This is a genomic window from Janthinobacterium sp. GW823-FHT03B06 (assembly GCF_058796955.1).
Window position 1 is genome coordinate 539,151 of sequence record NZ_JBXAJE010000001.1, and the last position, 14,582, is coordinate 553,732.

Here is a 14,582-nt window from a genome sequence, read left to right on the forward strand (position 1 = left end):
CATCATGGCTGAACAACTCTCCGCCGATTACCTCGTCATCGGCTCCGGCATCATCGGCTCGCTGGCCGCGCGCAAGCTGGCGCTGGCCGGCGCCTCGGTGCTGATCCTGGAAGCAGGCCCGCGCGTGTCGCGCGGCGAAATCGTCGCCCGTTTCCGCAACACGACGCGCCGCAGCGACTGGATGTCGCCGTATCCGTCGGTGGCCACGGCGCCGCACCCGATCTACTAGCCGAAGGACAATGGCTACCTGGTGCAGGCGGGCCCGTACCCGTACCCGGCAGAGTACATCCGCCAGTTCGGCGGCACCTCGTGGCACTGGGCCGCACAGGCGTGGCGCAACGTGCCGAACGATTTCCGCATCCATACCTTGTATGGCGTGGGCGTCGACTGGCCCATCAGCTACGAAGACCTGGAGCCGTTCTACCAGGAAGCGGAAGAGATCATGGGCGTCTCGGGTGCCGAGAACACGGGTTCGCCGCGCAAGCAGCCATTCCCGATGGATGCCGTGACGGAGCCGTACGCGATGCGCCGCATCCGCGAGCGCCTCGACCCGTCGTTCAAGGTGGTCGGCAATACGGTGGCGCGCAACAGCGTCAGCTACGATGGCCGCCCGGCCTGCTGCGGCAACAACAGCTGCCAGCCGATCTGCCCCATCGACGCGCAATACCACGGCGGCATCGCCGCGCAGCAGGCGGAAGACGCGGGCGTGAAGATCGTCTGCAACGCCAATGTCTACAAGCTGGAACACGATGCGCAGGGCCGCATCACGGCCGCCCTGTACTACGACGTGGATAAAAAAAGTCACCGGGTCACGGCCAGGACCTTCATCCTGGCCGCCAACGGCATCGAAAGCCCCCGCTTGCTGCTCGTTTCCGCCACGGACAAGTACCCGAACGGCCTGGCCAACAGCAGCGACATGGTGGGCCGCAACCTGATGGACCACCCGAGCACCTCGATCACCTTCGACGCCGATGAAGACCTGTGGCTGGGCCGGGGCCCGCAAAGTCCCAATTCCATCAACACCATGCGCGACGGCGACTTCCGCAGCCAGCATTCGCCATACCGCCTCGATTTCACGAACATTTCGCGCGTCGATGGCGCGACCAGGGAGTTGATCGGCAAGGGCGTGTTTGGCGCGGAATTCGAACAGCAGCTGCGTTTCCGCTCGGCGCGCGAAATGAGCCTGAAAAACGTGCTGGAAGTGCTGCCGAACCCGGAAAACCGCATCGCCCTCAGCAGCGAGAAGGATGCCATGGGCATCCCCAAGCCGCAGGCGCATTATGCGATCGACGACTACACGAAACGGGGCCACGAGCGCTCGAAGCAGGATTTCGAGCAGATCGCCAAACTGATGGGCGGCACCAATCTGCGCCACAGCAAGGAAGGCGTGTTCGCCAACAACCAGCACATCTGCGGCACCCTGTCGATGGGTTCCGATCCGGCCAAGGCCGTGTGCGACCAGTGGGGCCGCACGTTTGATCATGCCAACCTGTTCCTGTGCAGCACCGGCGTGCTGCCCACGTCCGGCACCTGCAATTCGACGGAAAACGGCCTGGCCGTGGCACTGCGCACCGTCAAGCATATCCTCGACGAACAACAGGGAGGAACAGCATGATGGCGACCTTCAGAACGGCGGCCGGCGCCGCCTTGCTGGCACTGGCCTTGCCCGTGCTGGCGGCGAACGCCCCTGGCGCCGACGTGCAGGCCATCGAACGTGGCCGCTACCTGGCGACGGCGGGCGATTGCATCGCCTGCCACAGCGTCCCTGGCGGCAAGCCGATGGCGGGCGGCCTGTCCCTGGCCACGCCGCTAGGGGCCATCGTCGCCACCAACATCACGCCATCGACAACGCACGGCATCGGCAACTACACGCTCAAGCAGTTTTCCGACGCCGTGCGCCATGGCGTGCGGGCCGACGGCGCGCACCTGTACCCGGCCATGCCCTACACGGCCTACGCCAGGGTGACGGATGACGACACGGCCGCCCTGTACGCCTACTTCATGCATGGCGTGGCGGCGGTGGACACGGCGCCGGCAACACAGACGGACTTGCCGTTCCCGTTCAACATCCGCCTGTCGATGGCGGGCTGGAATTGGCTCTTCCTCGACAAGAAGCCGTTCGTGGCCGATCCAGCCAAGAGCATGGAGTGGAACCGTGGCGCCTACCTGGCGCAAGGGCTGGCCCACTGCAGCACCTGCCACACGCCGCGCAACGCGCTGATGGCCGAGCAGCTGTCGAAGGAGCTGGGGGGCTTTGATCTGGGTACCTGGTTTGCGCCGAACATCACCTCGGACGCCAACAGCGGCATCGGCAGCTGGAGCCAGCAAGACCTGGTCGACTACCTGCGCACGGGCCGCGCCGCGCACCGGGGGCAGGCAGCCGGACCGATGGCCGAAGCCATCGACCATAGCCTGAAGCACCTGAGCGACGCGGACCTGAGCGCCATCGCGCACTACATCAAGAGCGTACCCGCCATCCGCGACAAGGCGGATACGAAACCGGTGACGCAATGGGGCCAGGCGGGCGATGAGCTCAATGCGATCCGCGGCGTGGCGCTGCCGCAGGAATTGAACAAGATGTCGGGTGCGCAGCTGTACGATGCGCAGTGCGCCAGCTGCCACCAGGCGAAGGGCGAGGGCAGTTTCGACGGCAGCTTGCCGCCCTTGTTCCACAACTCGGCGACGGGCCGCAGCAACAGCAACAATCTGGTGATGGCAATCCTCGATGGGGTGGAGCGGCAGGATGGCAAGGGTAATCATACTGCGGGACACCTGATGCCAGCCTTCCGCCAGACCCTGTCGGACGAGCAGATCGTCACCCTCGGCAATTACGTGCAAAAGATGTACGGCAATCCTGACGTGAAGGTGACGGCGGAACAGGTGACGACCCTGCGCAATGGCGGCGCGCCGTCGAACCTGATCGGCCTCGCCCGCGCCGCCATCATCGTCGCCGTGCTGGTGCTGCTGGCCTTGCTGCTGTGGTGGCGGGGACGGCGTCGCAAGGAAACATCCGCAGCTTAAAAAATCACCCTGAAGCAAAGGCTGGGGTCAGACCCGACAGGGTCTGACCCCTTTTTTTTTGTGCAGGATTTTGCAACTCGTTTGCATATGCGGAACTTATGTACTATCATGAGTTACATGAGACGCGACAGCAAACTATCATCGATCCTCCATGTGCTGCTGCACATGGCCCACGCGGGACGCCCGATGACGTCCGAGGAACTCTCCGGCTGCCTGGACACCAACCCCGTGCTGGTGCGGCGCGTGATGGCCGGCTTGCGCGAGCGCGGCTACGTGGCCTCGGGCAAGGGGCATGGCGGCGGCTGGCGCATCGTCTGCGACCTGCACAGGGTGACCCTGCAAGACATCTACGTGGCCGTCGGTTCGCCCACCATCTTCGCCATGGGCAACCGCGTCGACCAGCCTGGCTGCCTGGTGGAGCAGGTGGTCAACCAGTCGCTGGCCGGCGCCTTCGACGAAGCCGAGGCGCTGCTGATCCGGCGCTTCGGCGCCGTCACCCTGGCCGACCTGGCCGACCGTTTCAGCCAACAATATGCCATCCACCGAGGAGCACCCCATGCACATCTTTGACGCCATCATCGTCGGCGGCAGCTACGCCGGCCTTTCCGCCGCCACGCAACTGGCGCGCGCGCGCCGCCGCGTGCTGGTGATCGACGGCGGCCAGCGCCGCAACCGCTACGCCAGCCACTCCCACGGTTTCCTGACCCAGGACGGCAGCGGGACGGCCGCCATCGCCGCCGAGGGCAAGGCGCAGCTGCTGGCGTATGCCACCGTGTCCTGGCTGGACGGCACGGCCGTGCAGGCGGCGGCCAGCCCCAATGGCGATGGCTTCGACGTGATCCTGGCGGACGGCAATGTCGTTCACGGCCGCCGCCTGGTGCTGGCCACCGGCGTGATCGACGAGCTGCCGCCCGTCGATGGCTTGTCCGAGCGCTGGGGCGCCAGCGTCTTTCACTGCCCCTATTGCCACGGCTATGAACTGGAGCAGGGCACCATCGGCGTGCTGGCCACGGGGCCCCTGTCGATGCACCATGCGCTGATGCTGCCCGACTGGGGCACGGTCACTTTTTTCCTGAATGGCGCGTTCGAACCCGATGCGGCGCAGCTGGCGCAACTCGAGGCGCGCGGCGTGACGGTGGTGCGCACGCCCGTGGCGCGGATCGACGGCGTGGCCGACGTGGTCATGGCCGACGGCAGTCGCCATGCGATGGCCGGCCTGTTCGTGGCCACCCGCACCCGCCTGGCCAGTGCCCTGGCTGTGACGCTGGGCTGCGCGCTGGAAGAGGGCGCCATGGGTCCGTTCGTGCGCACCGACGAGCAAAAGGCCAGCTGCGTGCCCGGCGTCTTTTGCTGCGGTGACGCGGGCCGCATGGCCGGCAGCGTGGCGTTCGCGGTGGCCGACGGCGCCATGGCGGGCGTGGCGGCGCACCGTTCGCTGATGTTCGGGCTGGATCAGGCGGCAAAACCGCCGTCGATCTTCAGCCCGGCGCCCGTGACGAACGCCGCTTCGTCGCTGGCCAGGTAAGCCACCATGCCGGCGATTTCATCGGCCGTGCCGTGGCGGGGCAGGGCCATCAGGCCGTGCATCAGGTCGGCGAAGTCGCCCGTGGGCGGGTTCATGTCGGTCGCGACGGGGCCTGGTTCCACGTTGTTGATGGTGATGCCGCGCGGTCCCAGGTCGCGCGACAGGCCTTGCGTCAGGCCGCTCAGCGCCGATTTGCTCATGGCGTAGGCGGCCGCGCCGCCGAACGGCATGCGGTGCGCATTCGTGCTGCCGATATTGATGATGCGCCCGCCCGTCTGCATGTGCGCCACGGCCGCCTTGATGGCCACGAACACGGCGCGCACGTTGACGGCAATCGTCTTGTCGAAGTCGGCCAGCGAAAAATCATCGATGGCGCCGGGCAGGAATACGCCCGCGTTGTTGACGAGGATGTCGACACGGCCAAATTGCGCAGCCACCTGGTCGATGGCGGCCGTCAGGGCCGCGGCATCAGCCGCATCGGCCTGCACGCCCAGCGCCTTGCCGCCGGCCGCTTCCACCTTGGCGGCCAGCGCCTGCGCTTCGGCGGCCGAGCTTTGATAGGTGAAGACGACATGGGCGCCCTGGCTGGCCATGCGGCGCACGATGGCCGCGCCGATGCCGCGCGAGCCGCCCGTCACAAAGGCGATCTTGTTCAGCAGTGACTGGGTATGGTTGCTTTGGGTTTGCATGATGGGCTTTCTGTGTGAGGAGTCGAGGAATTCAGTATCTAGGTTTCATTCCTGCCGCGCTAGCCATGAATCGCTACAATCACTTTCAACTAAAACGATCAAGTGAGCGGGTAGAATAGGCGCATGGATGCCCTCAATCACTTGCAATCGTTTGTGCTGTCTGCCGAACTGGGCAGTTTTTCGGCGGCCGCGCGCCGCCTGGGGCTGACGCCGGCGGCCGTCAGCAAGAACGTGGCGCGGCTGGAAGCGAGCCTGGGACTGCGCCTGTTCCAGCGCAGCACGCGCCGCCTGACCCTGACGGAAGGGGGCGAACGCTTCCTGCAGCAGATAGCCGGCGCCCTGTCCACCTTGCGCGAGGCGATCGCCGGCGTGGCCGAAGAGGGCGGCCAGCCGGCCGGTATCCTGAAAATCAGCATGGCGCCGTCGTTCGGGCGCAGCTATGTGGTGCCCTTGCTGGGCGACTTCATCGCGCGCTACCCGGGCGTCATTCCCGACTGCCATTTCGACAACCGGCAAGTCGACTTGATCGGCGAGGGCTTTGACGTGGCCATCGGCGGCGGCATCGAGCTGACCCCCGGCGTGGTGGCCCGTGAACTCGGCCACGCCCTCGTCGTCGCCACGGCGTCGCCCGCCTTCATGCAGGGCAAGGCCATGCCCGCCCATCCTTCGGATCTGGCGCAACTCGACGGCGTGGCGCGCCGCTCGGCCGGCAGCGGCAGATTGCGCAGCTGGATATTGCGCGATGGAGCGGGCGGCGAAGGCGTGGCCGAATGCCGGCCGCGCGCCATCTTCGACGATCCGGAAGCGATGGCGCAGGCGGCCATCCAGGGTGTCGGCGTGGCGCTGCTGCCCATGCCGCACGCGCTGGCCCACTTGCGCAGCGGCGCGTTGATCCGCCTGCTGCCCGGCTGGCATGCCGATTCCGGCCCCCTGTCCGTGTACTATGCGAGCAAGAAGCTGCTGCCCGCGAAGACGCGCGTCTTCGTCGATTTCTTGCTGGAGCAGTTCCGCCAGCGCGATTTCGCCGCGCAGATGCGGCCCGATTAAACAAAGAAAAATTCTCATGCCTGATAACTACAGTCTGTTTTACACCTTTGACGGCGATCAGCCTGCCCGCTTCCAGGAAGCGCGCGTATTCGGTACGACCGTCTGGACGGCCAGCGGCGCGGCTATGACCTGGGGCGCGGAGACGCGCACGCACTACGCCAGCGAAGCCGAGGCGCACGCCGCCTACGTCGCCCGTTGCCAGGCGGCGCTGGCCGACGGCTACAGCTTGGCGCGCGCGAGCGTCATCGACCCGGCCGCATTCGATTTCGCGCTGCTGCAATCCCTGGTGGCGCACGCCGCGCGCCTGGCTTTCGACTGCGTGCGCCGTGCGCATCCGGAGCAGCATATCGACGCTTTCGCGCTGGTCAGCGACGACAGCGCCATGACCATCGGCCCCATGGCGAACAGCCGCGAAGCGCTGGCCGCCTCGGAATACGACGAAGAGATGCTGTGGAACCCGGCGGAGTGGGCGTTTGACGAGGGCGGCGCCTACTTCGACAGCGCCTACCGCTTGCTGCTGCAGGCGCACCGTGGCTTGCCGTTCGACGTCGCATTCGCCACCTTCCGCGCCGGCGTGTTCGACGCCTGTATCGCGGCGCTGGCCCAGCTCGATGCCGAAGGCTGTTTTGGTGCGGACGCGCAGCGCGACGATTTCGTGCTGCTGTTCGAGGTCAGCGACAGCGAGCCGGTGGAAGGCGCGCTGGCGCGTGTGAATCCGCCGGCCGTGGTGGCGCGTTTCGAGGCATGGATGGCCAGCTGGGCCGACTAGGTTCTACGCCGCCACCAGCCGCAACAACGTGATCTCCGCCGGCGCGCCGATGCGCTTCGGCGGGCCCCAGTAACCGGTGCCGCGGCTGACATAAATCCACAGGCGGCCTTGCCGGTGCAGGCCCGCCACGTAAGGCTGCTGCAGCGGCACGAACAGATTCCATGGCCAGAACTGGCCCCCGTGGGTGTGGCCCGACAATTGCAGGTCGTAGCCGGCCGCTTCGGCCTCGGGCGCGCTGCGCGGCTGGTGCGCCAGCAGGATGCGGGGGATATCAGCCGGTGCGCCGGCGATGGCGCCCTGCGGGTCGCTGCGTTGATCCGGATCGAAGGCACCGGCATTGAAATCGGTGACGCCGGCCAGCGCCAGGCGCGCGCCGTCGTGCTCGAGCACCGCATGTTCGTTCATCAGCACGCGCAAGCCCAGGCGGCGAAATTCCGCCACCCATGGCGCGGCGCCCGAATAGTATTCGTGGTTGCCCGTGACGAGAAAGACGCCGTGGCGCGCCCGAAGCTCGCCCAGCGGCGCCGTATGGCTGGCCAGTTGCGCCACCGTGCCGTCGACCACGTCGCCGGTGATGGCGATGACGTCCGCTTGCAGGCCGTTGGCGCGCGCGACGATGGCGTCCACGTAGGCGCGCTTGATGGTGGCGCCCACGTGGATGTCGCTCAGCTGCACGATGTTAAAACCTTGCAGGGCGGCCGGCAGGCCGGTAATCGGCACCGTCACTTCGCGCACGCGCGCCACACGGCGGGCGTTGATGAAACCAAGGACGGTGGCCAGCAGCGCCAGGGCGAGCGCCGCCACGGCGGAGGCCTGGGCGTGGGGGCGGGTGGCGGGAACCAGCATCAGCAGTTCGCGCAGCATGGTGAGCACGAATAGCGAAGAAAAAAAGCCCATGCACAGCGAGCCGGCCCAGCTCAAACGGTCGGCCAGGCGCGCATCGTTGGTGACGGCGCGGGCGAAGATGGTCATCGGCATCAGCATGGTCGACGCCAGCAGGACGGCGCCGCCCAGCAGCCAGCCGGCCAGGCCGACGGGCAGCGCTGGCAGCAGCAGCCAGCCCAGCAGGGCATGCAGGGCGCCCAGTATCATGGTGATGCGCAGCAGCGGCGTGCGGGTTTTCATGTGATCGTTCCAATGGTGGGGTACCCGGCGCGGCGGATGCGATGCGGCGCCATCGCCGGCCGCCGATTATAGCCGACGCCTTGGCAACCGGCAGCCGGCCCCCCCGCTCATGCTGCGCTCATGGCATGATATGCAGCCCCAGCATGGCCAGCTTGCCGAAATCGACTGGCTTGGCGAAGTGCTCGTTGAACCCGGCCTGCAGTGCCGCCTGGCGGTCGTGTTCCTGGCCGTAGCCGGTCAGCGCCACGAGCTGGAATTGCTGCGGTATCGGCAGCTGGCGCAATTTGCCGGCCACGTCGTAGCCGCTCATGTCGGGCAGGCCGATGTCGAGAAAGACGATGTCGGGCTTGAATTCCAGGGTGCGCTCGGTCGCTTGCGCGCCCGTGTAGGCCGTGCGCACCGTGTGGCCGTACATCTCCAGCAGTTCGGCCAGGGTGTCGGCCGCATCGCTGTTGTCGTCGACCACGAGGATGCGCTGGCTGCCGCCGCTGGCCGCTTCGGGCGCCGGCGCGGCGGCCGGCACGGGCACGTTGGCGTCGAGGGGCAGCATCACTTCGAAGGTGCTGCCCAGTCCCACGCCGGGGCTGTGCACGCTGACCTGGCCGCCGTGCAAGGTCACCAGGTTGCGCACCAGCGACAGGCCGATGCCCAGGCCGTCCTGCACCCGGTCGGGCGAATGGCCGCTCTGCTCGAACAGGCCGAAGATGCTGTCGATGCTGGCGGCGGCGATGCCGATGCCGTTGTCGCTCAGGCGGATGCGCACGTTGTCGCCTTCGCGCGCGGCGGAAATCGCGATGCGTCCGCCCGGCGCCGTGAACTTGGCCGCGTTCAGCAGCAGGTTGGCAACGATCTGCGACAGGCGCACGGCGTCGCCGCAGACCCACAGTTCTTCCTTGGGCAGATGCACGTCGAGCGCATGGCCGCGCGCCTCGATGCTGTGCGAACTCGTTTCCAGCGCGCTGCGGATGACGCTGAGCAGGCTCACGCTTTCCCATTGCAGCGAGATCTTGCCCTGCGAAATGCGCGACACGTCGAGCAGGTCGTCCACCAGGCGCACCAGGTGGTCCGTATGGCGGCCGATGGTGCGGCGCGCATTGTCCTGCACGGCCGGCACGACGGGGTCGAGCTTGCACAACAGGGCCAGCGCCGTGCGGATGGGGCCCAGCGGATTGCGCAATTCGTGGGCCAGGGTGGCCAGGAATTCATCCTTGCGGCGGTCCACGTCGCGCAGCGCGCGCTCGACCCGGCCAAGGCGCAGCAGCGCCTTGACGTTGGCGATCAGTTCATCGGCCTCGATCGGTTCGACCAGGTAATTGTCGGCGCCGCCATCGAGGGCGCGGATCTTGTCGGCCGTGCCGATGCACGAGGCCGACGTCTGCAGCACCAGAATGGTGTTCGTCTCGGCGCCGCCCTTCAGTTGGCGGCACACTTCCAGACCGTTGATGTCGGGCAGCTTGACGTCGAGCAGGATCAGGTTAGGGCGGTCCTGGCGGGCGCGCAGCAGTGCGTCGCCGCCGTTCGAGGCTTCGATGACCTTGAAGCCGGCGCGTTTGAGGATGCGCGATTTGGCGTAGCGTGCGCCATCGCTGTCATCGACGTTCAGGATCAGAGCATCGCTGTTGTTATCCGGTAGCATGCGCATTGTCCCAGGTGGTTGTGCCTTGCGGCGGAACCGGCTCTTGCCGGTGGTGTTGGTTGCCGATCAGCGCGCGCAGGGTCGCCAGCAATTGCTGGCGCGACAGCGGCTTGACGTAATAGGCGTCGGCGCCCAGGGCCAGGCCCTTGCGCACGTCGTCGATCTCGGTGGCGACGATGACGGGCACCTGGCGCCGCAGCGGGTCGTTTTTCAGCTCGGCCAGCCAGTGCCAGGCCGTTTCGCCGTGCAGCAGGATGTCGAGGATGACGGCGGCGGGGCGCTGCTGTTCCCAGCGTTCCTGCGCCTCGCGCACGCTGCGCGCGGGGACGACGCGAAATTCGCTGCCGGCCAAGAATTTTTCATACAGCAGGCGCACGGGCGGATTGTCTTCCACCACCAGCACGCCGATGCGCTGGTCGTTGCCGTTGTCGTTGGCCGGCGCGCTCGGCGGCAGGCTGCCTTCGGGCGCATGGTAGCTGGTGGGCAGGACCACGGAAAACAGCGAACCGTGGCCCGGCGTGCTGTCCACGGACACCGTGCCATTGAGCAGGGTGGCCAGGTTGCGGCACAGGGGCAGGCCCAGGCCCGTGCCCTTGACCTTGCGCTGCATGTGGTTTTCCACCTGGCTGAATTCCTCGAAGATCAGCTGCACGTCTTCGGCATCGATGCCCAGGCCCGTGTCGGAGACGGAAAAGCGGATGGCGTCCTGCTCCGGCAAGGGCGTGGCGCTGACGACGATGGCACCCGCCTCCGTGAACTTGAGCGCGTTGGAGATGAAGTTGCGCAGGATTTGCGACAGCTTGCCTTCATCCGTATGGATCTGCAGCGCCGGGTCGGGGTCGATGAAGGTGAGCGTGAGCGTATCGGACACCAGCAGCGGGCGCAGCATGCCGCGCAGGGCGCTGAACAGGTCGGCCACCTGGAAGCTGTTGGCGTGCACGTCGACCTTGCCCGCCTCGATCTTGGCCAGGTCCAGCAGGTCGTTCACCAGGTCGCTCAGGCTGACGGCGCTTTGCAGGATGAACAGCACCTGCTTTTCCTGTTCCTCCGACAGTTCGCCGTCGATGCGATCGAGCAGCAGCTTGGACAGGGCGCGGATGGAGCTGAGCGGCGTGCGGAATTCATGGCTCATGTTCGACAGGAAGCGCGACTTCATCTGGTCGGCGCGGCGCAGGTGGTCGGCTTTTTCATCGAGTTCAGCGAACAGCGCCACCACGCCCCGGTTGGTGTCTTCCAGTTCGCGCGTCAGCTGCAGCAAATCGTCCTGGCGCGTCTTCAGTTCGGCCAGGGTGCTCAGCAGTTCGCGGTTCTGCTGCTGCACCTCGGACAGCGTGATATCCGACGGCAGCGCCTGCAGGCTGCCGGACAGGGTGCCGATGCTTTGCCCGTCGAGCAGGGGCGCGTCGCGCGGGAACAGCTTGTGCAGCGTGATTTGCGTGCCGTCGCCGGGCGCGCTGTGGATATGGCAGCGGTCCATCAGGCGCTGCGCGCCCAGGATGCCCAGGCCCATGCCCGTGGGCGAGCGGTAGGTGCCGGCCAGTATCCGGTCGAGCTGCGCGATGCCGGGACCCTGGTCCTCGATGCGGATGCTGAGCACCTGCGGCGCCGTCTGGCCATCGATGGCGAAATGCACCTTGCCGCTGCCCGCGTAGTTGTAGACGTTGCGCGCCAGTTCCGACACGGCCGTGGCGATGCGCACCTGATCCTGCACGCCGAAGCCGCACAGAGCGGCGATCTGCCGCGCGCGCTGGCGCGCCCCCACCACATCGAGTTCGCTGCCGATATGGGCCGTCAATATGCGTTGCGTCATGCCCCACCTGTCCTTTCTGCCGTTACAGCCTGATGTTCCTCATGTTCGCGCAGCACCACCACCGTGACGTCGTCGCGCCCGCGCGAAAAATCGCGGTACAGCACGGCGGCGATCAAGCTGGGGTGGCATTGCGCCAGGCCCGGATACTGTTCCAGGTCCCAGCGCGTGTGCAAGCCGTCCGAGTGCATGATCAGGGTCGTGCCCAGCTGCCACGGATAGCAGAATTCCTGCACCTTGCGCAGATTGCTGCCGACGATGCCGTTATGCGACAGCAGATGCCGGCGCTGCTGCGCGTCGAAGGCGCAGGCGGCGATGTTGCCCACGCCGGCATAGCGCAATTCGCGGCGCGCGCTGTCGATATGCGCCACCGCCATGGCCGCGCCGCGCGTGGTGCGCAGCGCGCCGTGGGCCAGTTCGATGAAGGGGGCGGGCAGGGGCGGCAGGCCGGGCGTGTCGTGTTCCAGCAGGGCGCTGGCGCGCTCCGACGCGCGCGCCGCCAGCGGTCCGTGGCCCAGGCCATCGGCCACCATCAGGCTCAGTTCATGGCCTTCGCACACGACGTTCCACGCGTCGCCGCACACCTGTTCCGAGGCCAGCGGCAGGCACACGGCGCCGATGCGCCAGTTCGGATGGGCGGGAATGGCGCTGCTGGCGTTGGGTCCCCATACCACCATCATCAGCACCGTGCCCTTGCCGGGTCCCGTGTACAGGTCGAATTCCTGGCTCAGGCGGCGTATCGCGCCCAGTCCCACGCCGTAGGTGCCCGTGGTGGAATGGCCATCCTGCATGTGCTGGCGCACATTGACCATGCCGGGGCCGTTGTCGATGGCCAGCACTTCGATGCCGCTGGTGCCGCCGCGCAGCACCTTGCGCAGCAGGATCTCGCCGCGCTGCGCGTGCTTGACGATGTTGGTGGCCGCCTCGCTGATGATGATGGCCAGCTGGCCCGTGCGCACGTCGTCGAAGCCGATGCGGCGCGCCAGCTCGTTGCCGGCGCGGCGGGCCGCGGCGATCTCGCTCGGTTCGCCGATGGGAAAACTTCTTTGCCTGAGAATGTCAGGCTGTGGTTCCTGGTGGTTCAAAACAGCTTCCATTTCGCGATGGTGACGGTGGTGCCCGCGCCGGGCGCCGTGTCGATGTGAAATGCGTCGGCCAGGCGCTTGGCGCCGCCCAGCCCCAGTCCCAGCCCGCCGCCGCTGGTATAGCCATCGGTCAGCGCCAGGGGAATATCGTCAATGCCCGGTCCCGCGTCGACGAAGCGCAGTTCCAGGCCCTGGCGCGCGCCATCGCTGACGCGCGCGATGCGCGCCTCGCCGCCGCCGCCGTAGCGCAGGGTGTTGCGCGCCAGTTCGCTGGCCGCCGTGATGATCTTGGTCTGTTCGATCAGGCCAAAACCCATGGCGACCATGCTGTCGCGCACCTGCTTGCGCAAGCGCACGACGTCTTCGTCGTTATGCAGGGGCAGGATCTGTTGCGCCCCCGGCTGCGCCCGCTCCTGTGCCTGCGCGCCTAGCATGGCGCCCCCGTCATGCGCATGCGCCGCCCCGTTCCAGCAGCTTGATGCCCAGCTCCACGTTGAGCGCGGTGCTCACGCCTTCCAGGGTCAGCCCCAGTTCCACCAGGGTGATGGCGACGGCCGGCTGCATGCCGACGACGACTGTGCGCGCGTCGAGGATTTTCGCCATCGCCGCCGTATTGCTGATCATGCGGCCGATGAAGGAGTCGACGATGTCGAGCGCGGAAATGTCGATCAGCACGCCCGTGGCGCGGTCCGTCACGATGCGGGTGGTCAGGTCATCCTGCAGGGTCATCGCCAGGCGGTCGTGCATGTCCACCTGTATCGTCACCAGCAACAGCCGGCCCATGCGTAAAATGGGGATTCTTTCCATAGGCGCCTCAGTGTTGTTGCTGCTGGTAGGTGATGCTGGAACCCGTGCGTTTCAGGGCCACGACGAAGGCGTCGGCCAGGGTGGCCTTGGTCATCACGTCTTCCAGGTTGACGCCCAGGTGCACGATGGTTTGCGCGATCTGCGGGCGGATGCCGCTGATGATGCAGTCGGCGCCCATCAGGCGCGCGGCGGCGATGGTCTTCAGCAGGTGCTGCGCCACCAGGGTGTCGACGGTGGGCACGCCCGTGATGTCGATGATGGCGATCAGGGCGCCCGTATCGACGATCTTTTGCAGCAGGCTTTCCATTACCACCTGCGTGCGGGCGCTGTCGAGGGTGCCGATCAGGGGCAGGGCCAGCACGTTTTGCCACAGCTGCACCACGGGCGTGGATAACTCCAGCAATTCCTGCTGCTGGCGCAATATCACCTGTTCGCGCGCCTTCTGGTAGACGGCGATGGTCAGCAGGCCCAGCTCGTCGAACAATTTGCTGGTGCTGACGATGGCGTCGCCCAGCTGCTCCGGCTGCGCCGTGATTGCCTTGCGCAGGTAGGCGAACAGCGGTTCCTTGAGGGCGAACATGAAGCTGGCCGTGTCGATCGGCGAATAGCCCTGGCGCACGCGCGACTGCGATATTTCGGCGAGCAGCTGGCGCGTGTCGTCCCAGGCGCCGCCCTCGATGTCGAACGAGTCGCCGCTATCCAGCGCGCCCGCCAGCAGCGGCAGGAATTGCGATGCCTGCTGGCGCAGCTCGTTTTCGGCGATCTTGTCGCGCCGCACCAGGCGGGCGATCAGGCCGGCCATCCAGCCGTCCAGCAGTTCCGTGTGGTGTTCGTTGATGATGCCGGCCAGTTGTTGCGCCTGGCCCATGCCCGTCTTGATGTTCATGCTGATCCTTCGCTGAGTGGAGGGTGCGGCACGGCCGCAAACGGGCACGCGCTGTGATGAATAAATTATAGGCAGACATGGCCATGGCTTGTGTTCTGTGCCGCACATAGTGGCGCATGTCGATGTACATTCCTATGGGAAACATTTGCAACTTTTAAAGATGCATGTAATTTGCATGTTTAAGC

At 66.6% G+C, this 14,582-nt stretch carries 13 protein-coding genes and 1 pseudogene; 6 read left to right on the forward strand and 8 right to left on the reverse strand.

Features of this window, described 5'->3' with window-relative positions; genetic code table 11:
* The first annotated feature begins 4 nt into the window (after nt 1–4).
* The 4 genes and pseudogenes from AC1RBA_RS02470 to AC1RBA_RS02485 all read left to right on the forward strand — a co-directional run bounded on the left by AC1RBA_RS02470 (nt 5) and on the right by AC1RBA_RS02485 (nt 4,546).
* Nucleotides 5–1,615: pseudogene (locus tag AC1RBA_RS02470) on the forward strand (GMC family oxidoreductase).
* Entirely contained in the window at nt 1,612–3,021 is a 1,410-nt protein-coding gene (locus AC1RBA_RS02475) for a c-type cytochrome (protein WP_492416390.1), read from the forward strand. Before AC1RBA_RS02470 ends, AC1RBA_RS02475 begins: the two are co-directional and overlap by 4 nt.
* Nucleotides 3,022–3,138: 117 nt before the next feature.
* Nucleotides 3,139–3,591 (forward strand): RrF2 family transcriptional regulator, encoded by a 453-nt coding sequence (locus AC1RBA_RS02480; RefSeq protein WP_070218570.1) that lies wholly within the window; start codon nt 3,139–3,141, stop codon nt 3,589–3,591.
* The gene (locus tag AC1RBA_RS02485) at nt 3,578–4,546 is read left to right on the forward strand and encodes an NAD(P)/FAD-dependent oxidoreductase (RefSeq protein WP_492416391.1); all 969 of its coding nucleotides are present in this window, start codon (nt 3,578–3,580) and stop codon (nt 4,544–4,546) included. Before AC1RBA_RS02480 ends, AC1RBA_RS02485 begins: the two co-directional genes overlap by 14 nt.
* On the opposite strand, the gene AC1RBA_RS02490 is transcribed toward AC1RBA_RS02485, so the two are convergent.
* Nucleotides 4,474–5,235 (reverse strand): SDR family oxidoreductase, encoded by a 762-nt coding sequence (locus AC1RBA_RS02490; RefSeq protein WP_230502852.1) that lies wholly within the window; start codon nt 5,233–5,235, stop codon nt 4,474–4,476. The genes AC1RBA_RS02485 and AC1RBA_RS02490 overlap by 73 nt on opposite strands.
* A 123-nt stretch (nt 5,236–5,358) precedes the next feature.
* Between AC1RBA_RS02490 and AC1RBA_RS02495 the strand changes: the two genes are divergently transcribed.
* Together AC1RBA_RS02495 and AC1RBA_RS02500 are read left to right on the forward strand one after the other, a co-directional pair.
* On the forward strand, nt 5,359–6,282 hold the full coding sequence (locus tag AC1RBA_RS02495; protein WP_492416393.1) for a LysR family transcriptional regulator: 924 nt from the start codon (nt 5,359–5,361) through the stop codon (nt 6,280–6,282).
* 16 nt (nt 6,283–6,298) lie between these two features.
* Nucleotides 6,299–7,051, forward strand: coding sequence for a DUF4303 domain-containing protein (locus tag AC1RBA_RS02500; RefSeq protein ID WP_492416395.1), 753 nt, complete (start codon nt 6,299–6,301; stop codon nt 7,049–7,051).
* Between the two features lie 3 nt (nt 7,052–7,054).
* On the opposite strand, the gene AC1RBA_RS02505 is transcribed toward AC1RBA_RS02500, so the two are convergent.
* The 7 genes from AC1RBA_RS02505 to AC1RBA_RS02535 form a co-directional block, all read right to left on the reverse strand.
* On the reverse strand, nt 7,055–8,176 hold the full coding sequence (locus tag AC1RBA_RS02505; protein ID WP_492416397.1) for a metallophosphoesterase: 1,122 nt from the start codon (nt 8,174–8,176) through the stop codon (nt 7,055–7,057).
* A gap of 118 nt (nt 8,177–8,294) precedes the next feature.
* Nucleotides 8,295–9,812: an ATP-binding response regulator gene (locus AC1RBA_RS02510; protein ID WP_492416399.1), complete on the reverse strand. Its 1,518-nt coding sequence runs from the start codon at nt 9,810–9,812 to the stop codon at nt 8,295–8,297.
* Nucleotides 9,799–11,622 (reverse strand): ATP-binding protein, encoded by a 1,824-nt coding sequence (locus AC1RBA_RS02515; RefSeq protein WP_409028589.1) that lies wholly within the window; start codon nt 11,620–11,622, stop codon nt 9,799–9,801. The genes AC1RBA_RS02510 and AC1RBA_RS02515 overlap by 14 nt, the downstream gene beginning before the upstream one ends.
* The gene (locus AC1RBA_RS02520; RefSeq protein ID WP_492416402.1) at nt 11,619–12,704 is read right to left on the reverse strand and encodes an ATP-binding SpoIIE family protein phosphatase; all 1,086 of its coding nucleotides are present in this window, start codon (nt 12,702–12,704) and stop codon (nt 11,619–11,621) included. The genes AC1RBA_RS02515 and AC1RBA_RS02520 overlap by 4 nt, the downstream gene beginning before the upstream one ends.
* On the reverse strand, nt 12,701–13,138 hold the full coding sequence (locus tag AC1RBA_RS02525) for an ATP-binding protein (protein WP_070291456.1): 438 nt from the start codon (nt 13,136–13,138) through the stop codon (nt 12,701–12,703). Before AC1RBA_RS02525 ends, AC1RBA_RS02520 begins: the two co-directional genes overlap by 4 nt.
* A 10-nt stretch (nt 13,139–13,148) precedes the next feature.
* On the reverse strand, nt 13,149–13,511 hold the full coding sequence (locus AC1RBA_RS02530; protein WP_034785745.1) for an STAS domain-containing protein: 363 nt from the start codon (nt 13,509–13,511) through the stop codon (nt 13,149–13,151).
* Between the two features lie 7 nt (nt 13,512–13,518).
* Nucleotides 13,519–14,397 carry an STAS domain-containing protein gene (locus tag AC1RBA_RS02535; protein WP_070291455.1) on the reverse strand — a complete coding sequence of 293 codons (879 nt, stop codon included), beginning with the start codon at nt 14,395–14,397 and terminating at the stop codon, nt 13,519–13,521.
* Nucleotides 14,398–14,582 lie beyond the last annotated feature (185 nt).

Excerpts from the sequence above, each read along its gene's own strand:
- AC1RBA_RS02535 (WP_070291455.1), bottom strand. The coding sequence starts at position 14,397 with ATGAACATCAAGACGGGCATGGGCCAGGCGCAACAACTGGCCGGCATC.
- AC1RBA_RS02515 (WP_409028589.1), bottom strand. The coding sequence starts at position 11,622 with ATGACGCAACGCATATTGACGGCCCATATCGGCAGCGAACTCGATGTG.
- AC1RBA_RS02500 (WP_492416395.1), top strand. The coding sequence starts at position 6,299 with ATGCCTGATAACTACAGTCTGTTTTACACCTTTGACGGCGATCAGCCT.
- AC1RBA_RS02530 (WP_034785745.1), bottom strand. The coding sequence starts at position 13,511 with ATGGAAAGAATCCCCATTTTACGCATGGGCCGGCTGTTGCTGGTGACG.
- AC1RBA_RS02510 (WP_492416399.1), bottom strand. The coding sequence starts at position 9,812 with ATGCTACCGGATAACAACAGCGATGCTCTGATCCTGAACGTCGATGAC.
- AC1RBA_RS02485 (WP_492416391.1), top strand. The coding sequence starts at position 3,578 with ATGCACATCTTTGACGCCATCATCGTCGGCGGCAGCTACGCCGGCCTT.
- AC1RBA_RS02495 (WP_492416393.1), top strand. The coding sequence starts at position 5,359 with ATGGATGCCCTCAATCACTTGCAATCGTTTGTGCTGTCTGCCGAACTG.
- AC1RBA_RS02475 (WP_492416390.1), top strand. The coding sequence starts at position 1,612 with ATGATGGCGACCTTCAGAACGGCGGCCGGCGCCGCCTTGCTGGCACTG.
- AC1RBA_RS02525 (WP_070291456.1), bottom strand. The coding sequence starts at position 13,138 with ATGCTAGGCGCGCAGGCACAGGAGCGGGCGCAGCCGGGGGCGCAACAG.
- AC1RBA_RS02480 (WP_070218570.1), top strand. The coding sequence starts at position 3,139 with ATGAGACGCGACAGCAAACTATCATCGATCCTCCATGTGCTGCTGCAC.
- AC1RBA_RS02505 (WP_492416397.1), bottom strand. The coding sequence starts at position 8,176 with ATGAAAACCCGCACGCCGCTGCTGCGCATCACCATGATACTGGGCGCC.
- AC1RBA_RS02490 (WP_230502852.1), bottom strand. The coding sequence starts at position 5,235 with ATGCAAACCCAAAGCAACCATACCCAGTCACTGCTGAACAAGATCGCC.